We start from the raw sequence: 24,636 nt of genomic DNA on the forward strand, positions 1-24,636 counted from the left end.
CCCGGGGGGGGGGCGCCCCCCCCCCCCCCCCCCCCCCCCCGCCCCGCCCCCCCCGGCGGGGGGGGCCCCCCCCGCCCCCGCCGCGACCTGCAACGCCCCCGCGCGCACCGCCAGCAGCGCCAGCTCGTGGCCGAGCGAGTCGTGCATGTCGCGCGCGATGCGCGCCCGCTCGCGCAGCCGCGCCCGCTCGGCCACCATCCGCTGCTCGCGCTCCAGCCGCGCCGCCCGCTCCCACCCTGCGTGCAGCAGCGCCGTGTACTGGCGCCACGACCGGCCCGCCAGCCACGGCAGCACGCCCAGCAGCACCAGCCACACCGTCAGCGGGAACCACGACGTCACCGCCACCCCGCGCGCCAGGTTCCAGCCCGCACCCGCCACCAGCACCGCCACGAACACCGCCGGGAACGGCCACAGCGCCGCCGACCGCCGCCCCGCCAGGTAGGCCACCACCGGCAGCCCGAACACGAAATTGCCGTGCACTGCCGTCAGCAGCAGGACCGCCGCCAGCGGCACCACCGGCCACCGCCGCCCGGCCGCCACCGCGGCGGCCAGCACCACCAGCCCCGCCGGCTGCGCCCACCACCGCATCCGGTCCGCCTGCTGCGGCCATCCCGCACCCGCCACCACCGGCACGGCCAGCACCAGCCACAGGGCCGCGTCCACCAGCACCGCCACCGGACGCGCCCGCCCCATCCACGCCGTCATCGGCCCCACGCTACAAGCCGCCCACCAGCGGTCGATACTGCCGAAAGTCAGGTCCACCGGGCCGCCGGCGCCCCGCGCAAGAGGGCGACGGGACAGGGGCGCGGGGCGGGAGAGACGGGGGGATCAGCCGGTCACGGGGACCTCGGTGTAGCCGCGGGCGCCCTCGCTCAGCCGTGCGCGGCCCGCCGTCGCCTCACCCGCCCACGCCGCGAACTCGGCGGCCCGCTCCAGCGCGACGGGCACATCGACCTGCACGTCCGCGCCGTAGCGCACCTCGGTCGGCTGGAGTCCGCGCGCGTGCAGATCGCCCAGGAAGCGGCCCGCCGGCGCGTGCTCGAGCCGCACCGTCACCGTGACGACCGGCACCAGCTCGGCGATCCCCACCGCCTGCACCGCCGCCGCGACCACCTGCCCGTAGGCGCGCACCAGACCGCCCGCCCCCAGCTTCACCCCACCGAAATAGCGGGTCACCACCGCGGCGACGCCCGTCAGGCCGCGCCGCGTCAGCACCTCCAGCATCGGCACCCCGGCCGTGCCCGCCGGCTCCCCGTCGTCGCTGCTGCGCGTGAACTCCCCGCGCTCGCCCACCACGTAGGCGCTGCAGTTGTGGGCGGCCTCGCGGTGCGCGCGGCGCAGGCCCGCCACGAACGCGGCGGCCTCGGCCTCATCGCCCACCCGCGCCAGCGTGCACACGAACCGCGACCGGCGCACCTGCAGCTCGGCCGCGCCGCCCGTGCGGACGGTGAACACCCCGCCGGCCCTACCCTCCCGGGAACGGCCAGGGATTGGGACGGCACCCCTGCAGCGACTTGGTCTGCTGCACCATCGTCGGCGCGAGCCGCCCGCGCCCCGGGCACTGCAGATGCCCGTGCCCGAGCGCGTGCCCCACCTCGTGATTGATGACGTACTCGCGGTAGGTCACCAGGTCACGGCCGTAGGTGGCGGCCCCCAGCCCCCACCGGCGCGCGTTGATGACCGACCGCAGACCGCTACGGCACGACAGCTCACCGCCGGTGATCAGCGGCGCGCACATCCGGTCGGTCAGCGCCGGGCTCGACAGCGCCACCTTGAACCGCACCGGCCCCGACGACACCCGCTGGAACCGCATCCGCCCGCCGTGCCCCCACGACCGCGGATCGTTCAGCACCCGCTGCACCTGCGCGGCGAAGTCGGCGCCCTTGAACGGCAGCCCCCGCTCCACCTCGACCGCGTACCGCACCAGCGGCCCCCGCGACCCGCGCGGCGGCGCCGCCGACCCTCTCACCATCGCATACCGGCCCGACGCCGCCTGGGGCGAGCGGACCCGCGGCGGCTGCACCCGCCCGTTCACCACCGGACCCGACGCCGACGGCGATGACGACGATGACGACGGTGACGACGGTGAGGGCGTGGCGGAGCGCGAAGGGGCGGCCGGCGCCTGCGACGATCCGCCCGCCGAGGCGGCGGGAGCACCGGCGCCCGAGCCCGCCCGGTCCGGCTCGTCGCCCGGCAGCAGCGCCACCGCACCCGCGCCCGCGGCCAGCACCGCCGCCCCGGCGACCGCCGACAGCACCACCACCCGCCCGCGCCGCCCCCGCACGCGGGAACCGCGCGGCGGCACCGCGGGCACAGGCTCTTTGAGATCGTGCACGACACTCCGGTCAGTGATCGGTAAGGGGGAGTCACTGCGCATCGTAACGGCCCCGCCCCACCGGCACCCCCCGCCACACCCACCGCACCCGGCACGCCCGCTCGGCGCCCCGCCGTCCGGCCACCCGTCCAGCCGCCGCTCTGCGCCCGAGCCGACGACACGGACACCGCCGGGACGGCGCCGCCAACGCCTCACCCTCGCAGGGCCACCGCAGAAACGCCGCAGGAACACCGCAGGAACACCGCAGGAACACCGCAGGAACACCGCAGGAACACCGCACAGCCGTACACGCGCTGGCGAACCGCCGGCGAACCACCATCCCACCAACGGCGCACCCGACGGCCCACCCTCACGGCGATCGCTCACCTGGCACCAGGGGCCTGGGGTCCTCGGACGCCGAAACGCCGACCGATTCGGCGGCCCGGCGCCCGACCTTGCGCACTACTCCCCCGGCGACGGCCGTCGGGTTCCGCCGCGCGTCCAACGGGACCACTGCACCGGGCGGGACCGGGCGCGGCGCGCGGTGGGCGCGCCGCGCCCATCGGCGGACGGCCCCGAACGCGCGCCCGAACGCGCGTCGCAAGACCGCGTCACGCCGTGGCCCGTCATGGGCGGGACGTGGGCGAGAACGCCCGGTCACGGGGCGAGAGCCGGCGGGCGGGCACGGGAGGCGTGGGAGCGGCCGGTCCGGCGGGCCGGGCAGGGCGGTATGCGGCGATGCGCGGCGGCGTGCGGAACGTTCCAGGGCGGGCCGTGTCCGCGCGCGGCTCAGCCGTCGACCAGGTCCACCACGTCGGCGATCGAGTCCACCACCCGCGTCGGCCGGAACGGGAAGCGCTCCACGTCCTCCTTGCGGGTCACCCCCGACAGCACCAGGATCGTCTCCAGCCCCGCCTCCACGCCCGCCACGACGTCGGTGTCCATCCGGTCGCCGATCATCACGGTGCTCTCGGAGTGCGCCCCCACCACGTTCAGCGCGGTGCGCATCATCAGCGGGTTGGGCTTGCCCACGAAGTAGGGCGCCACCCCCGTCGCCTTGGTGATCATCGCGGCGACCGCGCCCGTCGCCGGCAGCGACCCCTCGGTCGAGGGACCGATCGGGTCGGGGTTGGTGGCCACGAACCGCGCGCCCCGCTCGATCAGCCGGATCGCCCGGGTGATCTGGGAGAAGCTGTAGGTGCGGGTCTCCCCCAGCACCACGTAGTCGGGGCTGAGGTCGGTCAGCACGTACCCGGCCTCGTGCAGCGCGGTGGTCAGCCCCGCCTCGCCGATGACGTAGGCGGTGCCCTCGGGCCGCTGCTGGGACAGGAACGCCGCGGTCGCCAGCGCCGAGGTGAAGATCGCGTCGGCGGGGACGTCCAGCCCGAGCTGCGCCAGCCGCGCCGACAGGTCGCGGCGGGTGTAGATGGAGTTGTTGGTCAGGACCAGGAACGCCCGGCCCGAGTCCTTCAGCCGCTGCACGAACTCGGCGGCGCCGGGGATCGCCTGCCCCTCGTGCACCAGCACCCCGTCCATGTCCGACAACCACGACTCGATCGGCCTGCGCTCGCTCATGGCGCCATCATCGCAGCACCCCGCCCCCGCCGCCGCACACCGCCCCGCCGCCGGCCGGGGCGCCGAGGCCGTCATCGACGTGCCCGGGCGGTGCGCCGCCGGGGCGTGCGGGTCCACAGCGGCGTGCGCGCCGCGTTGTGACGGGGACGCGCGCCGCGCCGCGGCCGCCCGGCCGCCCGGGGCCCGAGGTTGACCCGGCGCCGCCCCCGGGAGCACAGTGATCCACATCACGCCCCGGGAGGAGCACCATGACGACCCTGGCGCAGGCCCGCGACGCCCTGACCGGCCCCGGCGGGCCCTTCGAGATGGACACCGTCGCCATCCGCGGCGTCCCCACCCGCGTCTGGCGGCACGCGCCCACCACCCTGGCCGACATCGCCGAGGTCTCGCGCGGCCACGGCGACGCCCCCTTCCTGATCTACGGCGAGGAGCGCCTGTCGTTCGCCGACCACCACGCCTGGGCGCTGCGCTTCGCCCGCCACCTGGCCGCCGACCTGGGCGTGGCCAAGGGCGACCGCGTCGCCATCGCCATGCGCAACCACCCCGAATGGTCGGTGGCCTTCTTCGGCGCCGCGCTCGCCGGCGCCGTCGTGGTCCCCCTCAACGCCTGGTGGAGCGCGGACGAGCTGGCCTACGGGCTGCGCGACAGCGGCGCCCGCGTCCTGGTCGCCGACCCCCAGCGCGCCGAGCGCCTGGCCGGAGTCCTGCCCGGACTGGACCTCACCCTGCTGGTCGCCCGCGCCACCGGCCCCCTGCCCCAGGGCGCCCGGCCCTTCGAGCAGGCCCAGACCGGCCCGCGCCCCGGCGCGCCCGCCGTCCCCGTCGCCCTGGACCCGGAGGACCCGGCGACGATCTTCTACACCTCCGGCACCACCGGACGCCCCAAGGGCGCCCTGGGCAGCCACCGCAACATCGCCGGCAACCCCGTCAACATCGCCTACGGGGTGTTCTCCGGCGCCCTGCGCGCCGGCCGCACCCTGCAAGAGCTGGCCGCCCCCCAACCGCGCGTCACCCTGCTGAGCGTCCCGTTCTTCCACGCCACCGGCTGCCACTCGGTCCTGGTCGGCAGCGCCCTGCAGGGCGGCACCGTGGTGCTGATGCACAAATGGGACGCCGAGCAGGCCCTGCGGCTCATCGAACGCGAGCGCGTCACCGGCTTCGGCGGCGTGCCGACCATGGCCTGGCAGGTCCTGGACCACCCCCGCTTCGCCGACTACGACACCTCCAGCCTCACCGGCGTGTCCTACGGCGGCGCGCCCGCCGCCCCCGCCCTGCTGCGCACCATCGGCGAGCGCCTGCCCCAACGCACCGCCGGCAACGGCTACGGCCTCACCGAGACCTCCTCGGTCACCACCTACAACTCCGGCGCCAACTACGCCGAGCACCCCGACAGCGTCGGACCGCCCGTCGCGGTCTGCGACGTCAAGGTCGTCGACCCCGGCGCCGGCGCCGACGCCGCCGACGCCGCCGACGGCGGGGAGCCGCTGCCCAACGGACAGGTCGGGGAGCTGCTCATCAAGGGCCCCAACGTCATCAAGGGCTACTGGAACCGCCCCGAGGCCACCGCCGCCGCCTTCACCGGCGGCTGGTTCCGCTCGGGCGACCTGGCCCGCATCGACGACGACGGCTTCGTCTACATCGTCGACCGCGCCAAGGACATGCTGATCCGCGGCGGCGAGAACGTCTACTGCGCCGAGGTCGAGGCCGCCCTGCACGAGCACCCCGCCATCGACGACTGCGCCGTCATCGGCATCCCCGACCCCGTCCTGGGCGAGCAGGTCGGCGCCGTCGTGCACACCCGCCCCGGCACCGACCCCGCCGACGTCACCACCGAGGCCGTGCGGGCGTTCCTGGACGGCCGCATCGCCGCCTTCAAGATCCCGGTGCGGGTGTGGGCGCGGACCGGGGAGCTGCCCCGCAACGCCAACGGCAAGCTGCTGAAGACCCGCCTGCGCGACGAGCTCCTCCCGCCCCCCACCGCATGATCGGCCGCATGATCGGCCGCGGGGGAGGGCGGGGCTACAGTGGTGCCGGTGAGCGACGAGCACCTGCGCACCGGCACCGGCACCGGCATCCGCCAGTACGCCCCGCCCGGCCTGGCCCCCGGCAACGGCTACAGCCACGCCGTCTCGGTCGAGGTCCCCGGCCGCCTGGTCGCCGTCAGCGGCCAGATCGCCCTGGACGCCGACGGCCGGCTGGTCGGCGCCGGCGACGCCGGCGCCCAGACCCGCCGCGTCCTGGCCAACGTGCACACCGCGCTGCGCGAGGCCGGCGCCGGCTGGGAGCACGTGGTCAAGCTCGGCTACTACCTGCGCGACCTGGCCGACCTGCCGGCCGTGCGCGCTGCCCGCGACCAGACCCTGCCCGCCGGCATCGCCCCCGCCTCCACCCTCGTCCAGGTCGCCGGCCTCATCCGCGACGACCTGCTGGTGGAGATCGACGCCCTGGCCGTCGTCCCCCTGCACCCCTGACCGACCCCGGCCCGGCCGGATCCGCAGACCTGGCCCGCAGACCTGGCCCCGACCGGCCTGCGCACCAGGCCAAGGGCAGCGTGCGAACTCGGCCGAGGCCGGCCTGCGCACCGGCGCCCGGACCAAGCCGCGTGCCGGGGCCGGGCAGGAAGACGCCGGGGCGGCCGCGCTCGCACGCGCCCGCCCCGGCGCCCCGGACCCGCCCGCCCGGCAGCGGTCAGACGCTCACTCCGAAATCGGCGGCGATGCCCGCCAGCCCCGAGGCATAGCCCTGGCCCACCGCGCGGAACTTCCACTCCGCGCCGTTGCGGTACAGCTCGCCGAACACCATCGCGGTCTCGGTCGAGGCGTCCTCCGACAGGTCGTAGCGGGCGATCTCGCCGCCGCCGGCCTGGTTGACCACCCGGATGAAGGCGTTGCGGACCTGCCCGAAGTTCTGCGACCGCCCGTCGGCGTCGTAGATCGACACCGGGAAGACGATCTTGGCGGCCTCGGCCGGCACCGCCGCCAGGTCCACCTTGATCTGCTCGTCGTCGCCCTCGCCCTCACCGGTCAGGTTGTCACCGGTGTGCTCCACCGAACCGTCGGGGCTCTTGAGGTTGTTGAAGAACACGAAGTGCTGGTCCGACAGCACCTTGCCCTCGCCCGAGACCACCAGCGCGCTGGCGTCCAGGTCGAAGTCGGTCCCGGTCGTGGTCCGCACGTCCCAGCCGAGGCCCACCACGACCGCGGTCAGTCCGGGAGCCTCCTTGGTCAGCGAGACGTTGCCGCCCTTGCTCAGACTGACACCCACTGTTGTCCACCTTCCGTATCGCGACCCGAACGCGGGCGCTCACCGCCCGCACGTTCTGTAACCAAGAACGGTAACCAACCGGCGCTGGTTCCACCCGCCGCCACGAGGACCCCGACGCGACCCGCACCGGCACCGGCACCGTCCCCCGGCCCGTCCCCTCCTGCCCGCCGCGAGACCTTCCGACTCATGCCCGGTGCGCTTGCGGCAGGCGCACGACGGCGGCACCGGCCTGGGACTCCCCGAACTCCCAGCCCGCCACCAGCGAGCACCCGAGCGGTTCCAGGACGTCGGGCACGGGCCAGTGGTCGGTGCCGCATCGGTGCCGCAGTAGAAGCCGCCCTCGCTGCGCGCGGCGTCCGGCGTGCGGCACAGCAGCCGCAGACGCTCGCCAAGGGCGGGAGGGGAGACCGCCTCCAGCCGCTCCCGCCAGCGCTCGTCGGTCGAGCCGGGCCGCGCGGCCTCGCGCGCCGCCACCAGGTGGCCGGGGCCGCGCCCGGTGAACGTCGCCGCCCGCATCGCCCCCTCCAGGGTCCCGTCGGTGGCCACGCGCAGCAGCACCGCCAGCCACCCGTTCAGCTTCCTGGCCCTCCTGCCCGTGAAGTCGACGCCGTGACGGCCCAGCAGCGGTCCCAGCCGCGCCCCCGACACCACGGCCTCACCGTCTTGCTCTCAGCAAGACGCCGCCCGCAGGTCGGCGACGAAGGCGTCGTCGAACGGCCGCGGGCCCTTGTGCCCGCCCTCGCCCCACGGCCCGGTCCCGGCCAGCAGGTCGGGGTCGAAGCAGAACAGCGACGCGCCGACATCGAACCGCCACGGATAAGGCGAGAAGGGGAACTCCTCCTCCTCGGCCTCCGGCAGCAGCCGCGGCTCCCGGGCCGCCAGCGCCTCGGGCGTCGCCCAGCGGCAGGGGAACAGGAACTCATCGAACGACTCCGAGGCGTAGTACACCCCGTAGCGGGCGGCCGGGTCACCGGCCGGCCGCCCGCCGAGCAGAAGCGCGAAGGCATCGCTCAGCGCCTCGTCCCAGTCGCCGGGAGCGGCCTGCGGGGACGTTTCGGCCGTCCTGATCGGTGCTCCCCGGACAGGACCGGCGGAACCGGCGGAACGTGACATCGACCGCACCCTGGCCACCCCCGCCGACACCGGGCCGGACCGGCTACGGCGCGGGACGGCGCGTGCCGGTCAGGGCGACTTCGGGCGCGGGCGTCCGCCGGTCCGTCGCGGGCCGCACCGGCGGACCCGGTGTGCGGCAGCGCGGCCAGGAGCCGCAGTTTCTCGTCGCTGTCACTGCCCTTCTCATGCACCGCTGGACCGAACGCGACGGCACCCACGACGACCTCGTCGCACAGCGATCCCAGGCCCTGGCCATGCTCCCCGACCGCTAAGGCCGACACCCCTGCTTCCCGGCCGGCGACCTCATCACTCCTCATCGCTCCTCGCCCGAACCCCGCCACCCGAACGGCCTCGCCCTGCGCGGCCCGCCGCCGGACGGCGACGGCTTCAGCGGCGGACGCTCTCCGGTTTCCGGCGTCCTGAACCCGATCCGCCCGCTGTGAAGGCCCGGCCCGGCATGCGGGCCGGGCCTTCACAGTCCCCGCCGCCCGAAGGCGGGCGGAGAGGGTCCAGCGGGCCGCCCGGGGCGCGGCGGCGGAGGCGGGGCGGTCAGGGGGCGGTGATGAAGGAGATCGGGGCGGTCAGTTCGGTGGGCGGGTCCAAGGCGGCGGCCAGGGCGGCGGCGCGCGGGCCGAGCTCGTCGCTCAGGCGGCGGCGCGCCTCCCAGACGCCTGCGATCAGCCCCGGGCCCGCCACACCGGTGTCCAGCAGCAGACCCGCGCGGCGCTCCATCCAGTCCAGCGCGTACAGCCCCAGCAGCGGGCGCATCACCGCCGGGCCCGCCTCCACCGCCTCGGCCACCACCGCCAGCTCCGCCCGGTCGGCGAACGCGCCCGCCGCCGCCGCGCCCAGCGCCAGACGGTCGTTCCAGACCGCGAACGGCTCGGCGCCCGCCCGCGCGGCCTCGGCCACCCCCGCGGTCAGCCGGTCGCCCAGACGGCGCTCCAGGTCGCCCGCCAGGTGCAGCCACACCCGCGGATCCAAAAAGTCGCCGCCCGCCGGCACCGCGCCCGCCACCTGCGGCGGCGCGTAGCGGTCGCCCTCGGCCATCGCCCGCGCGGTGTCGAACAGGATCAGCTCGTTGTCACCGCCGGCGTTGGTGTAGGCGTGCGCCAGCTGCCGGTAGCCGTTCAGCCGGTCGACGGCGGCGAACCCCGGCGCGCCGCTGTGCAGCCGGCACAGCGACACCGCCTCCTGCGCCCGGCCCGTCGCCGACACCTTGAACAGCGCCAGGTCCCGGTCCACCGCCGACCACGGCGCCCACGCGCCCCCGCCCGCCCCCGGCGGCAGATCGGCGTCGATGCGGCGCGCCTGCACGTGCCCGGCCACCGCCGTCAGCGCGTACGCCGACGCCAGCGCCCCCAGCACCGCCTCGCGCTGGTTGCGGTAGTCGGTCAGCGGACGCTGCGGCGCCAGCCGCCCCAGCGTCACCCGCCCCGCCGAATGCGCCAGCAGCAGGCCCGCCGACGCCCGCGTCACCGCCGCCATCGCCGAGATCACCGCCCGCCACACCGCCGGCGCGATCCCCATCGAGCGCGTCAGCCGCGCCGCCGCCCCGCCCGCCGGATCCACCAGCGACCCGTCGGCCGCCAGCGACGCCCCGTCGCGCAGCCAGGCGTCATAGGGCACCCGCACCCCCGACAGCCGCACCGCCGCATAATCCACCTGCAGCCCCGACGTCTCGGGCGCCGCCACGATCGACACCCCCGCCGGCACCGACCCGTCCAGGCCGCGCAGCGGCACCACGAACACGAACACCCCCTGCTCGCGGCCCTGGTGCACCAGCGTCGCGTACACCGCCGCGACCTTCGGGACGTCCGGGTGCGCGCTGTTGGTGGGGAACTTGGCCGCCGCCGCGTCCGGGGTGTCCAGCACGAACTCGCGGGCCGCCGCGTCGAAGCGCGCCGTGGTGCGCGGCGACAGGTGGCTGTTGCTGCGCCCCGCCTCGGTCATCAGCAGCGTCCCGAACGAGCGCAGCGACTCCAGGTCCTCGCGCGCCCCCGCCACCCCCGGCTGCCCCGCCCCGAACCGCAGGATCGGCCCGAGCGCCAGGGTGTAGTGCAGCAGCATCACATGGAACAGCGCCGGATCGGCCACCGCCGCCCGCTCCAGCAGCGCGCACAGCGCCGGCGGATCGGCCAGCAGCTCGCGCGCCGGCGGCGCCTCCCGCCCCGCCCGCGCCAGCCGCCGGTACGTCAGCTCCTGCCGCTCGCGCGCGCTCAGCCCGCCCGGATGGGAGAAGAACTCCGCCGGGACCGCCCGCGCCAGCCGCTCGCGCACCTTGCCGTCCAGCGGCCCGCGCACGAACCGCAGCAGACCCGCGTCGGGCACCGGCAACGCCGACGGGCCGGGGGACGGACCGGAGGACGGACGGGAGGACGGGGCCGGGGTGGGTGTGGTCATCGCACTGCTCCTGCCGCTCGAAGGACACGCAAGGACGTTGAGGGACGTTGAGGGCGCTGGGGGGGGCGTGGGGGGCTGCGGGACGCGGGGACGTTGAGGGACGCGGGCCGCTCAGCCGCCGCCGGGCGCGGCCGCCTCCAGGGGCGCCAGCGTCCGCGCGCCCGGGATCGCCAGCCGCGCGCACTGGCACAGCGCCGCACCGCCGCCCGCCTCCACGAACACCCGCGCCCCGGCGCGGTGCACCGCGCGCAGCGCCGCCGGCAGCCGCACCGGCGCCACGATGCAGTCCGCCAGCGCCCGGTGCAGATCGTCGTCGTCGCGGTAGGCGCGGCCGCGCACCGGCGAGTGCACCGCCATCCGCAGCGGCCGCTGCCGGAAACCGCGGATGATCTTGTACCATTCCTCGTCGGCGCCCGCCATCGCCGGATGGTGCGCCAGGTAGGGGACCGCCAGGCGCACCGCCCGCACCCCGCCCTCGCGCGCCGCCGCCAGCACCCGCTCCAGGGCGCCCTGCGGACCCGCCAGCACCGTCGCCTGCGGCGCGTTCACGCACGCCACCACCACCGACGGCTCCCCCGCCGCCGCGACCAGCTCGCCCGCCGCGCGCTCGTCGGCCAGCACCAGGCCCATCCCGCCGCCCGCTCCCCGCTCGCCCAGCACCCCCACCAGGCTCGCCGCCATCGCCGCGCCCTCGGCCACGGTGAACACCCCCGCGCACACCAGCGCCGCGATCTCCCCGAAGCTCTGCCCCACCGCGAACCCCGGCACCACTCCCGCCGCCGCCATCCCCCGCACCACCGCCACCGACGCCGCGTACGCCGCCAGCTGCGCCGTCCCCGCGTCCCCGGCGACCGCGCCGTAGGACGCCGGATCGTCCACCAGCACCCGCTCCAGATCCGGCCCGCCCGCCGGCACCCCCCGCGCCACCTCCGCCAGCGCCCCGCGCACCGCCTCCTCGACCGCGCCGCCCGCCGCCACCGCCCGCCGCAGATCCGGCGGTCCCGACGAGCCGGTGCCCGCGAACAGGAACGCGCACACCGCCCCCGGCCCCGGATCCGGCGGCCACGCCGCTCCCACTGCCCCGTCACCCACGGCCTTTCTCCTTACCTGAAGGGAAGAAAACCCACCCCGAGTAGATAAACACCACCTAACGGACAGATACGGGATATAAATGACGAAACTAAATTATTCATGTGTAGAAATGGTCTGACAACCTTCTGTGGCGAAAACCGGGCAACCGGCCGGCACGTCACCGCGTCCGGCCGCCCGGCGCCGCGCCGACCGCCCGATCACCACCCGGACCGGGCGAGGGGAGCACGCACATGAGCGAGCAACCGGACGGACCCGGCCGTCCCGCCGCACCGCACGCGCACACCCACCGCCCCACCCGCGACCACGGACGCGATGCAGGACGCGAGCACGCGCGCACCCGCCGCCCCCAACGCGCCCCCGCCGACGCCGCCGGACCCGCCGCCCCGCCCGGCCCCCGGCAGCACCCCGCGCACGGCCGCCCGCACGCCGGCCGCGTCACCGCCCGCCACCCCTGGGGCGTCCTCGGCACCGGCGTCCACCTGCCCGCCCAGCGCCTCAGCAGCGACGAGCTGTCACGCTCCATCGGCCTGGAACCCGGCTGGATCGAGCAGCGCACCGGCATCCGCCACCGCCACCTCGCCGCCCCCGGCGAAGCCGCCTCCGACCTCGCCACCACCGCCGCCCGCGCCGCCCTGGACGCCGCCGGCCTCACCGCCGCCGACCTCGGCCTCATCGTCCTCGGCACCTCCACCCCCGACGAGCTCGGCCCCGCCACCGCCTGCCGCGTGCAGGCCGCGCTCGGCGCCGCCCACGCCGCCGCCTTCGACATCGCCGCCGCCTGCACCGGCTTCGTCTACGGGCTGCACACCGCCGTCGGCTGGCTCACCACCCACACCCCCGACCACACCCCCGGCCAGGCCACCGGCACCGGCGGCGGCACCGGCCCTTACGCCCTGGTCATCGGCGTCGAGGTCTACTCGCGCTTCCTCAACACCGGCGACCGCGCCACCGCCGCCCTGTTCGGCGACGGCGCGGCCGCCGCCGTCATCGGCCCCGTCCCCGCGCCCTACGGCATCGTCTCCATGGGCCTCGGCTCCGACGGCACCCGCGCCGGCGACGTCCTCATCCCCGCCGGCGGCAGCCGCACCCCCGCCAGCCCCGCCACCCTGGCCGGCCTCGGCCACACCATCCACATGGACGGCGCCGCCGTCCGCGACTTCATCACCGCGATCCTGCCCCGCCTGGTCGGCGAGGCCGCCACCGGCGCCGACCTCAAACCCGCCGACCTGGACCTGGTCGTCCCCCACCAGCCCAACCCCAAGCTCGTCGCCGCCCTCGCCCCCCGCGCCGGCCTGGAGGACCACCAGCTCGCCATCGCCGGCCACGACGTCGGCAACATCGGCGCCGCCAGCCTCCCCTACGCCCTGCACCGCGCCGCCTCCGACGGCCGCCTGCACCCCGGATCCCTGGTCCTGCTCGCCGGCTTCGGCGCCGGACTCACCTGGGGACACGCCTTGCTCATCTGGCCGCCCCGCCCGCGAGGACCAGCCGCGCTCAGCGCCCGAACAGGACGCGCAGCAGCGCGAGCGTGCCGGCGCGGCGCCGCCGGGCCACGAAGGCGAACAGCACGCCCAGGACGAGGGGGAACGCCGCGCCCGCCACCGAGCCCAGCACGGTGACCTGCACGGCGGCCGCGCCGATCATCAGCGCGATCAGCCCGGTGGCCGCCGCACCCGCCAGCCGCGGGACCATCAGGCCGATCGCCCCGGCCGCCTCGAAGAACCCGGTGACGTACCGCAGCCACTGACCCCAGCCGATCTCGGCGATCACCCGAACGGCGTCGCTCTGCCCCACGAACTTGGGGATCGCCGACCCCACCAGCAGGAACAGCCCCACCAGGACCTGCAACGCCCACAGGACACGCGTCGAAGTAGAGGCGGAGGCGGCGGCGGGGGTCTGGATCGCGGTCATGACGGTCTCCTTCGCAAGGCGCTGAGTCGTGCTCTCACCCCTGCGTCGAACACCCCGCCCCCGATCGACACCGCGCCCGGGAACTTCTCAAAGATCTTCCGCGTCCGCTCCGGCGCGCGCCCGCTCGATCCACACGTGCAGCACCAGCATCAGCTCCAGCCGGATCTGCGGATCCTCGAAATCGAACTCCAGCAGCTCGTGCAGCTGCCCCAGCCGGTAGCGGACGGTCTGCGGGTGCACGTGCAGCGACGCCGCCGCGCCCGTGGCGTTGAAACCGTTCTTCAGGCACTCCAGCAGCGTCACCGCCAGCCGCAGCCCGTGCTTGGGCCGCGCCGCCGACAGCGGACCGAGCCGCCGCGCCGCCACGATCTCCGCCAGCGCCCCGCCCTCGTGCAGCAGCAGGCTCGGCAGATGCTCCTCGGCGTACACCAGCATCCCCGCCCGGCCCCCGCCCCGCCCCCCGGCACCCGGTCCGGCCGCCCGCACCGGGCGTGCCGCGCGGCCGCGCGGACCCTCCGGCGCCCGCACCGCCCCGCCCTCCACCAGCTCCAGCGTCCGCCGCGCCCACTGCAGCGACACCCCCGCCTGCCCGGGCTCCACCACCGGGCCCACCGCCCCCGTCCACCCCGCCAGCATCCCCGCCAGCCGCTCGGCCTGCCCCGGCCCCGCCGGATCGGGCATCACCAGGCACGGACGCCCGTGGTCCAGCCCCGTCAGCACCTCCGGCGGCAGCCCCGCCGGCCCCTCACCGCCCTGCCCCGCCCGCGGCCGCAGCACCACCACCGCCAGCCGCTGCGGCAGCGGCCACCCCGCCAGCGCCGCCTGCTCGCCGACCACCTCCGCCGGCACCGCCGCGTCCGACAGCAGCAGCCCGAGCAGCCGCCCCCGCCGCTGCTCGCGCTCGCCCGCCGCCTTCTCCCGCGCCCGCGCGTACCCGTTGGCCGCCGCCGACGTCAGCTCGTCCAGGTAGGCGAAGTTCGCCTCGGCCATCACGCTCATCATCCGCATCGGCCGGCCCTGGCGCTCGTACTCCACCGCCAGGCACCGCCAGGCGATCCGCGACCCGATCCGCATCGCGTTCTGCAGGTTCTCCAGGCTGCGCCCCTCCACCGCCTCCCCGTACCCCACGTCGAAGTAGACCTGGTAGATCTCCTTCCACGAGGTGTCGGGATCGGCGATGATCTGCACGAAGTGCTCCATCGCGTGCGCCACCGCCGACTCCACCACCCGCAGGTACACCGCGTCCCCCGGACGCGCGTACTCGGGCACGTGCCGCAGCACCCCCTCCACCATGATCGTCTGCACCTTCGGCAGCTGCGGCCGCATCCACCGCGCCTCCTCGGCCGGCACATCGCGCCACGGCTGCGCCGACAACGCCGCCCGCACCGGCCGCACCACCGCCTCCGCACCGCCCGACCCGGCGCGGACGGCACCATCCGGCCCACCATCCGGCCCACTGCCCGATCCGCCGCCCGCCGCGGCGGCCGCCGCCTCGCCCGCCGGCGCGTCCACACCCGCTCGCCGCAACGCCATCCTCGACCACCTCCGACCGACCGCATCCGCGAGCCCGCCCCCGGGGCTCCAGGGCTCCGACGGTAAGTAACCGAAGCCAGGAACGACACTCACCGCGCGTACGCCACCCGCGCCCGCGTTGTCACCCCGCTGACAACACCCCCGCCCCGCACCGCCCGCGCCCGGACGCACGTCCAGCCCGGCGGCCGTCCCACCGTCCAGACCACCGTCCGGGCCACCGGCCCGCCGGCGGGCCGGACACGCAGCGTCAGACCCAGAACGATCCCGGACGAAGGCTCGCCCCCACCGGCGAACCGGCACAGAATCGGCACCAGCACCCCACATCACCGCACCCGATGTCGGGAGACACCCCATGCGACGACTGGCCGCCTGGACCGCCTCCGCCGCCACCGGCGGAGCCCTCGCCGGAGCGCTCGCCGGACTCCTGCTCGCCCCCACCACCGGCGCGGCCGCCCCCCGCTCGGCCACCACCACCGCCGACCGCCCCGACCCCGGCACCCGCCACCTCGCCCTCAACATGGACGCCGGCGACCGCGCCAAGGCCGCCGCCCTCGGCTACGACCTGTTCGACGTCGGCCCCGACCCCGCCGAGATCGACGCGCTGCCCGCCGGGACCAAGGCCATGGTCTGGGCCGGCAACTTCACCTGCGGCGACTTCGCCCTGGACATCGACGACTTCACCGCCGCCGTCGAACGCCTGGCGCACAACCCCCGCGTCTACGGCTGGTACCTGTCCGACGAGCCCGACCCCCAGCAGTGCCCCGGCATCGCCGCCGACATCCGCCGCCGCGCCGACACCGTCCACGAGCACGCCCCCGGCCAGAAGGCGTTCGCCTCCCTCACCGACTGGTCCATGCGGCCCCTGCGCCCCGACGCCACCCACCTGGACCTCATCGGCCTGGACCCCTACCCCTGCCGCACCGGCCGCACCGGCTGCGACCTGGACGCCGTCGACGCCATGGTGAAGCAGGCCGACAAGGCCGGCTTCCCCCGCCGCATGATGGTCCCGGTCTTCCAGACCTTCGGCCAGACCTGCACCTCCGGCGACGACTCCTGGCGCCTGCCCACCGCCCGCCAGCTGCAATCCCTCCTGGACCGCTGGCACGGCCTGGTCCCCCGCCCCGCCCTCGACATCAGCTACTCCTGGGGACACCAGCAGCAGTGGGCCTGCCCCACCCTCGCCGACGCCGACGGCACCGACGGCCACCCCGACCTGCAAGCCGTCATGAGAAAGCACAACGCCGCCCGCACCACCCCCGCCGACCCCGGCACCGGCGCCGGCGGCAACGACGACGGCGCTGGCGACGGCGCGGACGGCAACGGCGGCTGGGGCGCGCCCGCCGTCACCGAGGACTTCGACGGCACCCGCCTGGACCCCGCCAAATGGGTCGTCTACGACAGCCCCGACGCCAAGGTCAACCCCCGCACCCGCGCCGCCACCACCGTCTCGGGCGGGCAGCTGCACCTCACCGGCGCCCTCTACGACGGCAAGGACCTGTCCGGCGGCGTCGCCTCCACCCTCGACCAGCGCTACGGCCGCTGGGAGGTGCGCATGCGCGCCGACGCCGGCGCCGGCTACTCCGCCGTCGCGCTGCTGTGGCCCGAGCACTTCGGCCGGCCCGAGAAAGCCGAGATCGACTTCGCCGAGGTCACCGACGCCACCCGCCGCACCACCGGCCTGTTCACCCACCAGGGCGACGACGACGCCCAGGCCGGCCGCACCGTCACCGCCGACTTCACCCGCTGGCGCACCGTCGCCCTGGACTGGCTGCCCGGCGGCCTGACCTTCTGGATCGACGGCCGCAAGGTCTGGACCTACACCGGCCCGATCCGCCCCCGCCAGACCCCCATGGGCCTGGCCCTGCAGAACGACCAGATCTGCGACCGCGGCCCCGGCTCCTGCCGCGACCGCACCACCCCCGCCAAGGTCGTCATGGACGTCGACCGGGTCCGCATCTGGCGCGCCCCCGCCGACGGCTCCACCCCGAGCCCCGCCCCCACCCCCACAGCGACGGCGACCGGCGGGACACCCTCGGACGAGACACCCTCGGACGAGACCCCTGCCCCCTGCGCCCCGACCCCCACCCCGACGCCCTGACGCCCTGACACCCCTCGGGCCGCCCGCGCGAGCCTCCCGCCCGGCGGCCGGGACGTTCAGACGGCGACGCCGACCGGACCCGCCGTCGACAGGACGCTCACCCACCCCGAGTCCAGGCTGTAGTAGGCGCCGACCACCCCCAGCGTCCCCGCCCGCACCCGCGCCGCCAGCAGCCGGTCACCGGCCACCGCGCGCGCCGTCCGCACCACCTGCGCCCGCACCGTGCGCTCCACCAGGTCGCCCGCCCCCGCCCGCCGCGCCTCGTAGTAGGCCGGACGCAGCGCCCCCACCACGTCGGCGAGCCCGCCCGGCGGGCGCCGCCCCGCCTCCAGCGCCGCGACCGCCGCCGTCACCGCGCCGCAGCGCTGGTGACCGAGCACCACCACCAGCGGCGTCCCGCCCTCCAGCGGCCCGAAGGCAACCGAGCCCGCCACCAGGCCGTCGAGCGTCTGCGCGCCGGTGCGCACCGCGAACACGTCCCCGAGCCCCTGGTCGAACACCACCTCGGGCGCCACCCGCGAATCGATGCACGCCACCACCGTCGCCAGCGGCGCCTGCCCCGCCGCGACCTGCCGCCGCCGCGCCGCGTCGGCGTCCGGACGCCGGGGACGCCCCGCCGCCCACAGCCGGTTGCCCGCCGCCAGCCGCGCCCACGCCTGCGCCGCCGACAGCCGCTCGCGCGGATCGCGGCCGCCCGCCGCGGCCGCATGCCGCGCCGTCCCCGCGCAGCCGCCCGCACCGCCCAGCACCACCGGCCCCAGCGCCATCGACCCCAGCAGCGCGGGCCCCGCCGCCAGCAGGGCACGACGGCCGACCGGCGCGCACGCGAAAGTCATCGGTTCTCCCCTTCAGACCCCCGCCGCACCACCATCATGGCAGGTCAGCGGCGGCCCGAAGGAGGGAACGCCGATGAGGGGAGTGGGTCAGGCGGCGGTGAGTCGCTGGCGGGCGTAGCGCTCCACCAGCACCGGCACGAAGTCGCGGATCGGGCGCCCGTCGAAACGGTGGTGGATCTCGTCGATGGTGCGCGCGACCTCCTGCGCGCCGCGATCGGCGCCGAAGGTGCTCACCAGGCGGTCGGTCACCTGGTGCATGGCGGTCTGCTCACGGGTCGCGACATCAGCATCCATACCGGCACGGATTCCCGCGAACCGGTGTGCCGAGACCGTCCAGAACATGACCAGCACATGAACAACGGGTGAACCGGCTTCGCCTGGCGACCGGCGCGCGCCCGGCCTCAGCCGCTGAGCAGGGCGAACAGGCCCGCGCACGTCAGCGCCACCATCACCAGCGCGATCGGCGCCTGCCCCCGCAGCGTCCGGTCGCGCGGCCGCGTGCGCAGCGCCAGGTCGTGCGCGGCGATCGTGCCGCAGATGTGCCCGAGGACGATCGCGTTCACCTGCACCTGCGCGGTGACCGCCGGGGTGACCAGGCCGTAGTCCACCCGGTAGCCGGTCTGCCCCAGCAGGTTCGCCCCCGTCGCGAACGGGTCGCTGGCCAGGATGAACGTCATCTGCCCCTCCAGCAGGAAGAACGAGAAGTAGTGCGCCAGCGTGTAGCCGAACGCGATCGGCAGCAGCGTCGCGGCGAACCGCCCCGCCAGCGCGGCCGCGTCCTGGCCGGTCAGCCCGGTCAGCGCCGCGCTCGCCCGCATCGCGCCGAAGTACAGCAGCGCCACGACCCCGATCGCCGCCGCCAGCCCCGCCGTCCCGGCGGCCAGGCTGCGCGGGTCGACGTTGTCGCGCCAGTAGGTGGTGCGGGTGACCCCGTCGAAACCCGTCGAGCCGATCAGCACGCACGCCGTCGCCGCCAGCCCCGCCTCGCCGCCCACCCGCATCAGCCCGGTCAGCGGCGTCCGCCACACCAGCGTCCCGTCCGAGCGCCGCCCCACCGGGCAGAGCCGCGCCATCAGCGACGAGTACGCCTCGAAGCCGTCGCCGCGCGTGAACCACCCCCGCCCGAACCACCACGCCGCCGCCACGTTCACCACCGCGTACCCCACGATCAGCCAGCCGACCACGCGCGGATCCGAGCGGTTCGGCGCCACCAGCTCCAGCCACACGAACCCCGTCAGCCACCCGGCCGCCGGCCGGTACCCGACGGCCTCGGGCAGCGCCCGCCGCCCGCCCGGATCGGTGCGCGTCAGCGCGCACAGCGCCGCGTGCACCGTGCGCAGCGGGTTCACCCGCCGCCACACCGGGCCCAGCAGCACGCTCGCCGGCACCAGCCCCACCCAGAAGGTGACGAACAGCGCCCACGGCGCCAGGTTCTCCGCGTCGGTGGGCGGCCCGGCGAACGCCACGACCACCACCAGCAGCGCCGCCGCCAGCGCCAGGACCCGCCCCGCCCAGGTGAGCGCGCGCCCGTCCAGGACGCGCGCCAGGCCCGCCGGCAGCGGACGGCCGCCCTCGGGGCGAAGGCGCGGGCGCTTCCACGCCACCGTCAGCGCCAGGAACGACGCCGCCACCGCCGCCCCGCCGCCGACGATCGCCGTCAGCCCGTCCATCGGCAGGTCCGTGCGCCCGCCCAGGCCGTGCGCCAGCACCCCCTCGCCCAGCACTACGCCGCCCGGCATCCCGCCGGCCGGCAGCCCGCCGCCCAGCACGGGTCACTTCACCTGCAGCTCGAAGGCGCGGGCGCCCGAGTGGTGGAACTCGGCCTCGAACACCCCGGGCCGGTCGGCGGTGAACCGCAGCGACGCCGGCCGGCCCGCCGCCACCTCCGCCTCCCGGTCGTAGCCGTGCAGGTGGAACTCCTCGGCCACGTCGCTGGTGACGGTGACCTGCACCCGCGCGCCCAGCCGGACCTTCACCGTCCGCACCGCCGCGCCGCCCGGACCCACCGACGCCCGGACCCGCCCCTGGGTGACGCTCACGTTCACCTGGGTGAGGGCACTGTCACCGCCCGGTGACGCCGCGGGGCCGCTCGCGGCAGCGGACGGCGTCGCCGCCGTCGCCGGCGTCCCCGTCGCGCCGCCCGCGTCCGGCGGGGGCTCGCCGCACGCCGCGCCGCAGGCCAGCACCACCGCCGCCACCGCAGGCACCAGCATCCGCACCGGACGCTTCCCGATCCGGCCCCGCGGCCTCCTGGCTCCCATCGCGCCTCCCTCTCCGGGCACGGTGCCCCGCACCACAGAACGTGACACTAGACAATGACACATTCAAGAGTGACATAATCCGTTGGGGGGGTTCGCACCCCGAAACGGCGGTCATGGGAGCACCCGTGTTGGATCGAGTGGCAAGAACAGGGCTGGACGCGGCGGCGCCCCTCCTCGGGGCCGCCGGGAACAGGCCGGCGGGCGGCGCGGCGCTCGGACAGGTGATCGGCGCCTCGGTCGCCGCCGCCGTCCTCACCGCCGTCCTGCTGGTCCTCGGCTGGGGGCACCGCAGCGGCCGCATCACCCTGCTCGGCCGCCTCGCCGCGCTGTCCGAGCGCGGCCTCGGCCGCGGCCTGCCCGGCTGGTCGTCGCTGCCCATCATCGTCGCCCTCGGCTCGCTGCTCACCGCACTGCTCGGAATGTACTGGGACATCTCCCTGCACATCACCCGCGGCCGCGACAGCGGGCCCCTCGCCAACATCGCCCACTACCCGATCCTCATCGGCCTGTTCGGCATCTTCACCGCCGGCGTCCTGGCCGTCGTGCTGCCCGCCAAGGGCGTGCGCCCCGGCCGCGCCGCCGTCCGCATCACCCGCGACTGGTACGCCCCCGCCGGCGGCGTCCTGCTCGCCGGCACCGGCTTCTACGCCCTGCTCGGCTTCCCCCTCGACGACGTCTGGCACCGCATCTTCGGCCAGGACGTCACCCTGTGGGGCCCCACCCACCTGATGCTCATCGGCGGCGCCGGCCTCTCCCTGGTCGCCATGATGATCCTGGAGCGCGAGGGCCGCGCCGCCCACGACGACAGCACCGGCGACCTGCCCGCCTGGGGCCGGTACGTGCGCCGCGGCATGCACGCCGGCGGCCTGCTCATCGGCCTGTCGGTCTACCAGGCCGAGTTCGACTTCGGCGTCGAGCAGTTCCGCCAGGTCCACCAGCCGCTGCTCATCGCCCTGGCCGCCGGCGTCGCCCTGGTCGCCGCCCGCCTGTGGGTCGGCCGCGGCGGCGCGGTGTTCGCCGTCGTCTTCTACATGCTCGTGCGCGGCGGGGTGTCGCTGCTGGTCGGCGGCGCCATCGGCCAGCTGTGGGCCTCGGTGCCCCTGTACTTCGGCGAGGCCCTCTGCGTGGAACTCGCCGCGCTGCCGCTCGCCCGCCGCCCCCTCGCCCTCGGCGCGGTGTCGGGCGTCCTCATCGGCACCGCCGGGTTCGCCACCGAGTACGCCTGGACCCACGTGGCGTTCGTCCTGCCCTGGACCGGCGACATCGTCGTCGAGGGCGTCCTGATGGCCGTCGTCGGCGGCGTCGCCGGCGGCGTGTGCGGCGCCATGCTCGCCGAAGGACTGCAGGGCCGCCTGCCCCGCCCCGCCATCGCCCGCGGCCTGTTCACCGCCGCCATCATCGCCTTCTCCGCCGCCGCGCTGAACTGCCAGCTCTTCCAGACGCCCAAGAACCAGACCGCCACCATCGACCTCACCGACGCCCGCAGCGGCGACCACCGCACCGTCAACGCCGTCGTCACCTTCAACCCCCGCACCATCGCCGACCACCCCGCCTGGGTCCAGATCACCGCCTGGCAGGGCGGCGGCCTGCACGTCGAGCGCCTCACCGAGCAGTCGCCCGGCGTCTACCGCACCACCCGGCCCGTCCCGGTCCACGGCGACTGGAAGACCCTGGTGCGCGTCCACGACGGCCGCGACCTGGCCGCCGTCCCCATCTACCTGCCCGACGACGAGGCCATCGGCGCCAAGGAACTGCCCGCACCCGCCCACTTCACCCGGCCCGTGCAGAAGGAGCGCTCGATCCTGCAGCGCGAGCTGAAGTCCGACGTGCCCGGCTGGCTGTGGGCCGCCTGCGCCGCGATCGTGCTGCTCTGCACCCTGGCCATGGTGATCGCCCTCGGCTGGGGCGTCGCCCGCATCGCCCGCGCCCTGCCCGAACCCGCCCGCGCCCCCACCGGCACCGAGCCCCAGGGGCCCCGGGAACCGGTGACCACATGACCCCGCCGCTCCCCGCCGGCGAGGGCGTCCTCGCCACCCACTCGGTGGTCAGCGCCATCCCCTTCTTCGTCCCGACGTTCGTCGTGGTCGCCGTCATCGCCGTCATCGTCTGGCGCGACCGCCACCGCGACGACGAGGACGAGAGCGCGCAGGACGTCGAGGACGAGGAGGAACGCCCCGGCGTGTCGGGCTAGACCCGCGCCCTGGCTAGGGTGCGCACATGAGCAACGACTACCTGTCCGGCCTGTTCTCCCTGGACGGCACCACCGCCCTGGTCACCGGCGGCGCCACCGGCATCGGGAGGGCCATCGCCGAGGCCCTGGCCCGCGCGGGCGCGAGCGTCGTGCTCGTCGCCCGCCGCGAGGCCGAGCTGGACAAGGCCGTCGCCGAACTGCGCGGCCTCGGCTGCCGCGCCGCGCGCGTCAGCGCCGACCTCGCCGACCGCGACACCCTCAAGCGCGCCGCCGACGAGGCCGCCGCCGTCTTCGGCGAGCCCGACATCCTGGTCAACAACGCCGCCGTCAACCTGCGGCCCCCGCTCGGCGAACTCGGCGAGGACGTCTGGGACGCCACCATGGCCGTCAACCTCGACGCCCCCTTCCTCCTCGGCCAGCGCTTCGGCCCCGGCATGGCCGAACGCGGCTTCGGCCGCATCCTGCACATCTCCTCCCAGCAGGCGTTCCGCGCGTTCGTCTCCAGCGGCGCCTACGGCGTGTCCAAGGCCGGCCTCACCGCCCTGGCCCGCTCCCAGGCCGAGGCGTGGTCGCCCCACGGCGTCACCTGCAACACCCTGGTCCCCGGGTTCGTGCTCACCGAACTCAACCGCCGCCTGCAAGAAGACCCCGAACGCATCGCCCAGCTCGCCGCCGCCACCACCATCGGCCGCAACGGCCTGCCCGAGGACTTCGCCGGCGCCGCCGTCTTCCTGGCCTCCCGCGCCGCCGGCTACATCACCGGCCAGACCCTGTTCGTCGACGGCGGCATGGCCGCCCACTGATCCTCACCGGACGCCGCGCGGCGCCGCCCGGTCAGGACGCGAACCGCAGCTCCAGAATCGACATGCGCAGGTCGCGGACCAGCGGCACCCGTCCCGCCAGCGGCGCCAGCGCGTACAGGCCCCGCCCCCGCGGATACGCCAGGCTCCGCACCGACGCGATCGCCGGGGACGCCGTCGCCACCCGCCGCCAGGCGCGCGGCGGCAGCGTCCACCGCCACGCGGGCGCCCGGTACCCCGCGCCACCCGCACCCGACGCCGCACCCGACGCCGCTCTGGACGCGGTGCCCCGGGCCAGCAGCGGCGGCACCGCGTCGAACACCATCGCGCCGCCCGGGAGGGTCTGCGCGCACGCCGCCAGCAGCCCCCGCACCTCCGGCGGCTCCAGGTACATCAGCGGGCCCTGCGCGGTGACCAGGACGCCGCGCGAGGCGTCCACCTCGTCGGTCCAGCGCAGGTCCAGCGCCGAGCACGCCAGCGAGCGGCGGCGCGGCGGATCGCCCGGCAGCAGCCGCTCGCGCACGTCCAGCGTCTCGGGCAGATCGACCGTCAGCCACCGCACCCGGCCGTTGTCGACGCGCCAGAACTGCGTCTCCAGGCCCTCGCCGAGCGCCACGACCTGACCGTCGGGGCAGCGGTCCAGGAAGCGCCGCACGGCCCGGTCGAAAGTCCGCACGCGCAGCGCGTGCCACGGCGCCATCGCCGTGCCGCCGAACCGCCCGAACGGGTAGTCGATCTCCTCCACCAGCTCGACGGCCCGCGGATCCTCCAGCACGGGGCGCGGACCGCGCGCCGCAGCCGCCCGCTGGTACAGGTTCCACAGCAGCGTCTCGGGGACGCCGGTCAGCTCGACCCTCACCGCGCCCCCTCGCAGCCGGCCTCGCCCGCCAGCCGGTCGATGGCGGCGGCCAGCGCGAAGTCCTTGGCCGTCAGGCCGCCCTCGGAGTGGGTGGACAGCGCGAACGTCAGCGTCCGCCACCGGATGTCGATGTCGGGATGGTGGTCGGCCTCCTCGGCCGCCTCCGCCACCCGCGCGACCAGGCCGATCCCGGCGAGGAAGGACGGCGCCTGCAGCGTGCGGCGGATCTCGTCGCCCGCGCGCGTCCAGCCGGGCAGCTCCGCGAGGCGGGCGGCGATCTGCGCGTCGTCGAGCAGGGCGGGCATCGCGATCACTCCTCGGTGCGGCGTCCCGCCAGCATAACGAGGCCCGCCCCCGCCCCCGGGGAACCGGGAGCAGGGGCGGGG

The 24,636-nt window shown here is 76.1% G+C and carries 22 protein-coding genes and 1 pseudogene; 7 read left to right on the forward strand and 16 right to left on the reverse strand.

Annotated features, from left to right (window positions below; all coding sequences use genetic code 11):
* The 4 genes from K1Y72_RS09250 to K1Y72_RS09265 form a co-directional block, all read right to left on the reverse strand.
* Positions 1-705: histidine kinase (locus K1Y72_RS09250; RefSeq protein WP_258572193.1), on the reverse strand; the 705-nt coding region annotated here is incomplete at its 3' end.
* 123 nt (positions 706-828) lie between these two features.
* On the reverse strand, positions 829-1,455 hold the full coding sequence (locus K1Y72_RS09255) for an IMPACT family protein (RefSeq protein ID WP_220165193.1): 627 nt from the start codon (positions 1,453-1,455) through the stop codon (positions 829-831).
* Between the two features lie 10 nt (positions 1,456-1,465).
* Positions 1,466-2,284 (reverse strand): DUF3152 domain-containing protein, encoded by an 819-nt coding sequence (locus K1Y72_RS09260; protein WP_308286969.1) that lies wholly within the window; start codon positions 2,282-2,284, stop codon positions 1,466-1,468.
* Between the two features lie 819 nt (positions 2,285-3,103).
* Positions 3,104-3,889, reverse strand: a complete 786-nt coding sequence (locus K1Y72_RS09265; protein WP_220165197.1) for an HAD-IIA family hydrolase — start codon at positions 3,887-3,889, stop codon at positions 3,104-3,106.
* A 248-nt stretch (positions 3,890-4,137) separates the two neighbouring features.
* On the opposite strand from K1Y72_RS09265, the gene K1Y72_RS09270 reads away from it, so the two are divergent.
* Together K1Y72_RS09270 and K1Y72_RS09275 are read left to right on the forward strand one after the other, a co-directional pair.
* Positions 4,138-5,874, forward strand: coding sequence for a class I adenylate-forming enzyme family protein (locus tag K1Y72_RS09270; protein WP_220165199.1), 1,737 nt, complete (start codon positions 4,138-4,140; stop codon positions 5,872-5,874).
* Between the two features lie 48 nt (positions 5,875-5,922).
* Positions 5,923-6,360, forward strand: a complete 438-nt coding sequence (locus K1Y72_RS09275) for a RidA family protein (protein WP_308286970.1) — start codon at positions 5,923-5,925, stop codon at positions 6,358-6,360.
* Between the two features lie 217 nt (positions 6,361-6,577).
* Here the strand turns inward: K1Y72_RS09275 and K1Y72_RS09280 are convergent, their stop codons facing one another.
* The 4 genes from K1Y72_RS09280 to K1Y72_RS09295 form a co-directional block, all read right to left on the reverse strand.
* Positions 6,578-7,153: a TerD family protein gene (locus K1Y72_RS09280; protein WP_220165201.1), complete on the reverse strand. Its 576-nt coding sequence runs from the start codon at positions 7,151-7,153 to the stop codon at positions 6,578-6,580.
* A gap of 669 nt (positions 7,154-7,822) precedes the next feature.
* A complete protein-coding gene (locus K1Y72_RS09285; RefSeq protein WP_220165203.1) occupies positions 7,823-8,266 on the reverse strand; it encodes a hypothetical protein in 444 nt (147 codons plus the stop codon).
* Positions 8,267-8,815: 549 nt separating this feature from the next.
* On the reverse strand, positions 8,816-10,669 hold the full coding sequence (locus K1Y72_RS09290) for an acyl-CoA dehydrogenase family protein (protein ID WP_220165205.1): 1,854 nt from the start codon (positions 10,667-10,669) through the stop codon (positions 8,816-8,818).
* A 111-nt stretch (positions 10,670-10,780) separates the two neighbouring features.
* Complete coding sequence (locus tag K1Y72_RS09295; protein ID WP_308286971.1) at positions 10,781-11,761, reverse strand: acyltransferase domain-containing protein; 981 nt, start codon at positions 11,759-11,761, stop codon at positions 10,781-10,783.
* A gap of 230 nt (positions 11,762-11,991) precedes the next feature.
* Here K1Y72_RS09295 and K1Y72_RS09300 point away from each other — a divergent pair.
* Positions 11,992-13,215: pseudogene (locus K1Y72_RS09300) on the forward strand (3-oxoacyl-ACP synthase III family protein); the annotation flags it as partial.
* 40 nt (positions 13,216-13,255) lie between these two features.
* On the opposite strand, the gene K1Y72_RS36080 reads toward K1Y72_RS09300, so the two are convergent.
* The gene (locus K1Y72_RS36080; RefSeq protein ID WP_258572194.1) at positions 13,256-13,672 is read right to left on the reverse strand and encodes a DoxX family protein; all 417 of its coding nucleotides are present in this window, start codon (positions 13,670-13,672) and stop codon (positions 13,256-13,258) included.
* 87 nt (positions 13,673-13,759) lie between these two features.
* Positions 13,760-15,205 (reverse strand): PucR family transcriptional regulator, encoded by a 1,446-nt coding sequence (locus K1Y72_RS09305; protein WP_220165209.1) that lies wholly within the window; start codon positions 15,203-15,205, stop codon positions 13,760-13,762.
* A gap of 352 nt (positions 15,206-15,557) precedes the next feature.
* Between K1Y72_RS09305 and K1Y72_RS09310 the strand changes: the two genes are divergently transcribed.
* Positions 15,558-17,303 carry a glycoside hydrolase family 16 protein gene (locus K1Y72_RS09310; protein WP_220165211.1) on the forward strand — a complete coding sequence of 582 codons (1,746 nt, stop codon included), beginning with the start codon at positions 15,558-15,560 and terminating at the stop codon, positions 17,301-17,303.
* Positions 17,304-17,359: 56 nt separating this feature from the next.
* On the opposite strand, the gene K1Y72_RS09315 is transcribed toward K1Y72_RS09310, so the two are convergent.
* From K1Y72_RS09315 to K1Y72_RS09330, 4 genes are all read right to left on the reverse strand, one after another.
* A complete protein-coding gene (locus tag K1Y72_RS09315) occupies positions 17,360-18,139 on the reverse strand; it encodes a carbonic anhydrase (RefSeq protein ID WP_220165213.1) in 780 nt (259 codons plus the stop codon).
* 87 nt (positions 18,140-18,226) lie between these two features.
* Positions 18,227-18,481, reverse strand: a complete 255-nt coding sequence (locus tag K1Y72_RS09320; RefSeq protein WP_220165215.1) for a three-helix bundle dimerization domain-containing protein — start codon at positions 18,479-18,481, stop codon at positions 18,227-18,229.
* A gap of 59 nt (positions 18,482-18,540) precedes the next feature.
* Entirely contained in the window at positions 18,541-19,908 is a 1,368-nt protein-coding gene (locus K1Y72_RS09325) for a hypothetical protein (protein ID WP_308286972.1), read from the reverse strand.
* 3 nt (positions 19,909-19,911) lie between these two features.
* Complete coding sequence (locus tag K1Y72_RS09330) at positions 19,912-20,400, reverse strand: hypothetical protein (protein WP_220165217.1); 489 nt, start codon at positions 20,398-20,400, stop codon at positions 19,912-19,914.
* Positions 20,401-20,525: 125 nt separating this feature from the next.
* On the opposite strand from K1Y72_RS09330, the gene K1Y72_RS09335 reads away from it, so the two are divergent.
* Genes K1Y72_RS09335 through K1Y72_RS09345 form a run of 3 tightly spaced genes read left to right on the forward strand, consistent with a single transcriptional unit; the run spans position 20,526 to position 23,394 of the window.
* Entirely contained in the window at positions 20,526-22,397 is a 1,872-nt protein-coding gene (locus tag K1Y72_RS09335; protein ID WP_220165219.1) for a hypothetical protein, read from the forward strand.
* Positions 22,394-22,591 (forward strand): hypothetical protein, encoded by a 198-nt coding sequence (locus K1Y72_RS09340; protein WP_220165220.1) that lies wholly within the window; start codon positions 22,394-22,396, stop codon positions 22,589-22,591. Before K1Y72_RS09335 ends, K1Y72_RS09340 begins: the two co-directional genes overlap by 4 nt.
* Positions 22,592-22,617: 26 nt before the next feature.
* The gene (locus tag K1Y72_RS09345) at positions 22,618-23,394 is read left to right on the forward strand and encodes an SDR family NAD(P)-dependent oxidoreductase (RefSeq protein WP_220165222.1); all 777 of its coding nucleotides are present in this window, start codon (positions 22,618-22,620) and stop codon (positions 23,392-23,394) included.
* Between the two features lie 31 nt (positions 23,395-23,425).
* Here K1Y72_RS09345 and K1Y72_RS09350 read toward each other — a convergent pair whose 3' ends face one another.
* Complete coding sequence (locus tag K1Y72_RS09350; RefSeq protein WP_220165224.1) at positions 23,426-24,250, reverse strand: class I SAM-dependent methyltransferase; 825 nt, start codon at positions 24,248-24,250, stop codon at positions 23,426-23,428.
* A complete protein-coding gene (locus K1Y72_RS09355) occupies positions 24,247-24,555 on the reverse strand; it encodes a 4a-hydroxytetrahydrobiopterin dehydratase (protein WP_220165226.1) in 309 nt (102 codons plus the stop codon). The genes K1Y72_RS09350 and K1Y72_RS09355 overlap by 4 nt, the downstream gene beginning before the upstream one ends.
* Between the last annotated feature and the right edge of the window lie 81 nt (positions 24,556-24,636).

This window comes from Actinomadura parmotrematis (assembly GCF_019458805.1).
GTDB lineage: Bacteria > Actinomycetota > Actinomycetes > Streptosporangiales > Streptosporangiaceae > Spirillospora > Spirillospora parmotrematis.